General features: G+C 45.6%; 6 protein-coding genes. 2 read left to right on the top strand and 4 right to left on the bottom strand.

The window, feature by feature from the left end; all coding sequences use genetic code 11:
* Window positions 1-470: amidohydrolase family protein (locus tag IQQ51_RS26900; protein WP_228012791.1), on the top strand; the 470-nt coding region annotated here is incomplete at its 5' end.
* A gap of 288 nt (window positions 471-758) precedes the next feature.
* The gene (locus IQQ51_RS10205) at window positions 759-1,640 is read left to right on the top strand and encodes an AEC family transporter (RefSeq protein WP_048611797.1); all 882 of its coding nucleotides are present in this window, start codon (window positions 759-761) and stop codon (window positions 1,638-1,640) included.
* A gap of 111 nt (window positions 1,641-1,751) precedes the next feature.
* Here the strand turns inward: IQQ51_RS10205 and IQQ51_RS10200 are convergent, their stop codons facing one another.
* The 4 genes from IQQ51_RS10200 to IQQ51_RS10185 form a co-directional block, all read right to left on the bottom strand.
* Window positions 1,752-2,132: a carboxymuconolactone decarboxylase family protein gene (locus IQQ51_RS10200; protein ID WP_193840983.1), complete on the bottom strand. Its 381-nt coding sequence runs from the start codon at window positions 2,130-2,132 to the stop codon at window positions 1,752-1,754.
* Between the two features lie 60 nt (window positions 2,133-2,192).
* Window positions 2,193-2,549 carry a MerR family transcriptional regulator gene (locus tag IQQ51_RS10195; RefSeq protein WP_193840982.1) on the bottom strand — a complete coding sequence of 119 codons (357 nt, stop codon included), beginning with the start codon at window positions 2,547-2,549 and terminating at the stop codon, window positions 2,193-2,195.
* Window positions 2,550-2,581: 32 nt separating this feature from the next.
* Entirely contained in the window at window positions 2,582-3,100 is a 519-nt protein-coding gene (locus tag IQQ51_RS10190) for a hypothetical protein (RefSeq protein WP_017061602.1), read from the bottom strand.
* A 337-nt stretch (window positions 3,101-3,437) separates the two neighbouring features.
* On the bottom strand, window positions 3,438-3,803 hold the full coding sequence (locus tag IQQ51_RS10185) for a hypothetical protein (RefSeq protein ID WP_193840981.1): 366 nt from the start codon (window positions 3,801-3,803) through the stop codon (window positions 3,438-3,440).
* Window positions 3,804-3,964 lie beyond the last annotated feature (161 nt).

Below are 3,964 nucleotides of genomic sequence, written 5' to 3'. Positions count from 1 at the left end.
CTGCTATCGCCTTTTGCCCAACTTCGAACTTGTTCTTAGGCTCGGGCTTGTTCCGATTACCTGAGATGGAAGATCACGGCATTCGTGTCGGCGTGGGTACTGATGTAGGCGCAGGCACCAGCTTCTCAATTCTGCAAACCATGAGTGAAGCGTACAAGATCATGCAGTTACAGCATAAGAAGCTGCACCCGGCTAAATCGCTGTTCTTGGCAACACTAGGCGGCGCTCGCTCACTGCATCTAGAAGACAAGATTGGTAACTTGGAAGTCGGAAAAGAAGCGGATTTCGTGGTGCTCGACTTGCACGCTACACAACTGATGCGCTTTAGAATGGAACAAGCCACCAAACTGGAAGAGAAGCTGTTTGTACTGATGAGTTTGGGTGACGACAGAACCGTTAGCGAGACTTACATCTACGGCGAAAAAGCCTACGATGTGAACTTCAAAGATTACAAGAAGCTCGTTAGTTAGGCTTAAAACCGAGTAACAATCGCTAGACAGCGACAAGCCGTCGTTAATTAAAAATCCGTCCAGATTTATCTAGCCTTTAAAGACCAGTTGCTGATGCCACTGGTCTTTTTTGTGCTTCATTCAAAGAAATATAAATTAACCGCTCACAGACAACGATCTTCGGTGACGCCAAGTCATTATATTGATAGGTTAATGTTTATACATTTCGACTTCATACTTCACTTTAGCGTCTCTCTAAAACATTCGTTTATCAGCTAAATAGAAGCACCCAATCTAGAAAGGAATTCTATGTTCGAACAGGTCGTCAGCATTCTGTTTCCCGTTTTTGCTTTAGCCAGTGCCGGCTTTGCAGTGGGTCGTTGGCTCAAGCCCGATTTCAAACCGATCAATCGCATCAACATGGATGTGTGTATTCCTGCGCTAGTGTTTGCATCGCTGACCACCATGCCGCTCGACACGGAACAACTGCCACTCATCACCGCTTCTTTGGTTGCGGTGTTGGTACCTGCTTTATTGATGATACCAATCTGCAAGATCTTTAAACTCAATTTCAAAGCTTGGGCTCCGCCACACATGTTCCGCAACAGTGGCAACCTGGCGATTCCCCTATTCACGTATACCTTTGGTGAGAGCGCATTAGCCCCTGCAGTACTGCTGTTTGTGGTGTCGGCTTGCGTGCACATTAGTGTTGGCTTAGCGCTGTTGAGTGAAGGTAATCCGATCAAACAGATCCTCAAAATGCCGATATTCTTAGCCGCAGCATTAGCGATGACGCTAAACCTATCTGGCATTGCAGTTTGGAATCCAATCTACGAAGCCACATCGCTACTCGGCCAAGCTGCCGTGCCTATCATGCTGTTGTCGCTAGGTTCGCAAATGGTCAACTTGAAGCTGAGTGGGCTCAAAGTTGGCTTGCTGTGTACGGCTCAATCTCTGTTCACAGGGGCCATCGCCTTTGCCATCATCTACTTCTTTATTCCGCTGCCTACGCTGCACTTACAAATGATGGTGCTGTTCACCATGCTGCCACCTGCAGTGATGAACTACCTGTTCGCAGAAAGGTTCAATGTCGAGCCGCCTAAAGTCGCGTCTATGGTGTTATTCGGCAACTTCCTGAGCGTGGTGACTTTGCCGATCTTGTTGTCATTCGCGCTGTCTATGTCACCTTAAAGAATCGAGAACCCTCAGGTTTAGGACCTTGAAAACTTGACCAATAAATAAAAAGGGAGCGCAACTTAGCAAAGTTGAGGCTCCCTTTTTAGAATGTATTTTTTGTTTCTCTTACACTGTGTTTCTCTCAGCAAGCACTTCCTTGAAAGCAAACATGCCATTGAGTGCCGAAGGGAATCCCACATACACCGACATCTGCAATATCACTTCTTTAATCTCTTCCTCGCTGCATCCAACATTGAGTGCCGCATTCAAATGCACCTTAAGCTGAGGGGCACAATTGCCGAGTGCGGTAAGGGCAGCGACGGTCGCAATCTCTCGCGATTTCAAATCCAAACCGGGGCGTGAATAGATGTCACCAAAGGGATATTCGATTGTATATTTGGCAAGATCAGGGCAGATGTCTTGCAGGCTTTCGATAACCTGTTGCCCTGCTTCTCCGTCGATATGGTTAAGTCTTTCTAAGCCAGTTTCAAAACGTGATTGATTCATGAGTCTGTTCCTGTATTTATAGTTCACAGGAACACCTTACAAGTTAGAGTCAACTCTAAGTCAACGGACTTTTCCATCTCGATACAAACTAATTTTTTGCTCTAGCGCAGCCAGATGCTTTTGCTGTTCTTCGATATGGGACCGCAAATTCTGTTGATGTTGTTCCAGCAACACTTGGCGCTGCGAAACAGATTCTGGCCCTAATTCCCTTAGCTTTGCGTATTCTAAAATCTCATCCAGTGGCATTGCGGTGCCTTTTAAGCGCTTCACGAACTCAATCCAAGTGACGTCCTTCGATGTATAGACTCGATGCCCGCTACTGTTTCGCTGAACATTTTTCAACAAGCCGATTTTTTCATAGTAGCGAAGCGTGTGGGCTGACAAACCCACCAACCGAGAAAACTCACTCACATTCATGACTTCACCTTTTCTATCTGGGTATAGGAAAACTATGCGCACTTATCTAATTTGAGCTCTGCAGTCACTTTCGTCAAACGCAACGCAATAGCGAAACAGACTAAGTAAGGACTCACATACCAGAAGAGGCTTTCTAATGGCTGCTTCACCTGCGCTTCTCTGGTTTTTATGTATTGGTTTTTCTGCTTCTCATACTGACTCAGCATACCGTCCACCCACACTGCATCGCTTTCAACCAGCGACACGCTCGGCGCAGGAACCGTAAAATCCGATGCGTTGGGTAACAGGGTAAAATCGACATCTTTGAACGTGATCGCCGTATTCAAATACCACAAACACGCTTCGTGGTGCTGAGCGTGATTATCTAAAGAAGGCTGACCGGTGCAGGTATCACTTCTTAATTTATCCAAAGAAAACTGCTGAACCGATTCTAAAATCGCCACCGCTCTAGTTTGTTCGGTTTCAACCCAATCACCCGCTACTTTCGCACGAATCTCAGACACTGCACCCAGCATCCCGATACCCGCCAAGAACGGCCATAAATAATCCATGAGCTTCCACTTTCGACGGCTCAAATTGAACCCACACCAAATCGGAAGATGAAAAAGGAGCGTTAGCCCAAGCGATAGCAAAACGAAATTCAAAGAGCTAGAGAGCATGAGTTCGCTATCAAAGAAGTTCTTCATAATGAGAGACTTGCCTGTATAACAAAGAGAAATTTGATACTAGATTCGATATTTGAAAAGAGTGTAAGAGGAAAGTAAAAACAGCACCAACAATTGGCGTTAGCGCTGTTTATTTGAGCACATAGCTACCGATGGCAGGGCTTAACCAATCGTTACTCAGCGATTGCTGAGTTGTTCACGATACACAAGGAGCTAAAGGCTCTTATGCGGCAGACTTTAGATAGATACCGACTTCTCTTAGCTGCGCTTTAATATCTAGCATTTGCACGTGAGACAACACTAATTGGATCAAATTAAATACTGCCACCGCAAACATCAAACCTGCGACGTAGCCAGACCATACTTGTTGGTCTGCCTGATACAGAGTATTGAACGAAAGAGCGAAGAAAATGAGGCTGGAAAAACCAGCAGCATATTCCTTGCAGTTGTAGACGTATGAACGCGTAACGTAATCGTATTTAATCTTAACCTTTCCAGCGGCTCTGCCTAGTTTAAGATTAAGAACATTCCCGCTCACTTCATATTCCAGCCCGTTAATCGAAGCAATATCCTGAACTTTCTCAAGCATGTCTTTTTTTGTCCGTATTATTTTGAATACTATCCATGGTCACACTCTATTCCGCTGCCTAAAAACGTATCCGCCCCATGAACCCACAGGGCGAACTTGCTAATGTTTGAAGTTCCAGGGTAAGAGCGCATCGATATCAGGCTCAGCTTGCGCTAGCTCTT

Origin of the sequence: Vibrio sp. OPT18 (genome assembly GCF_015163615.1) — a bacterium.
In the GTDB taxonomy this organism is placed as follows: domain Bacteria; phylum Pseudomonadota; class Gammaproteobacteria; order Enterobacterales; family Vibrionaceae; genus Vibrio; species Vibrio coralliirubri.
This window is presented reverse-complemented; position numbering and strand designations above follow the sequence as displayed.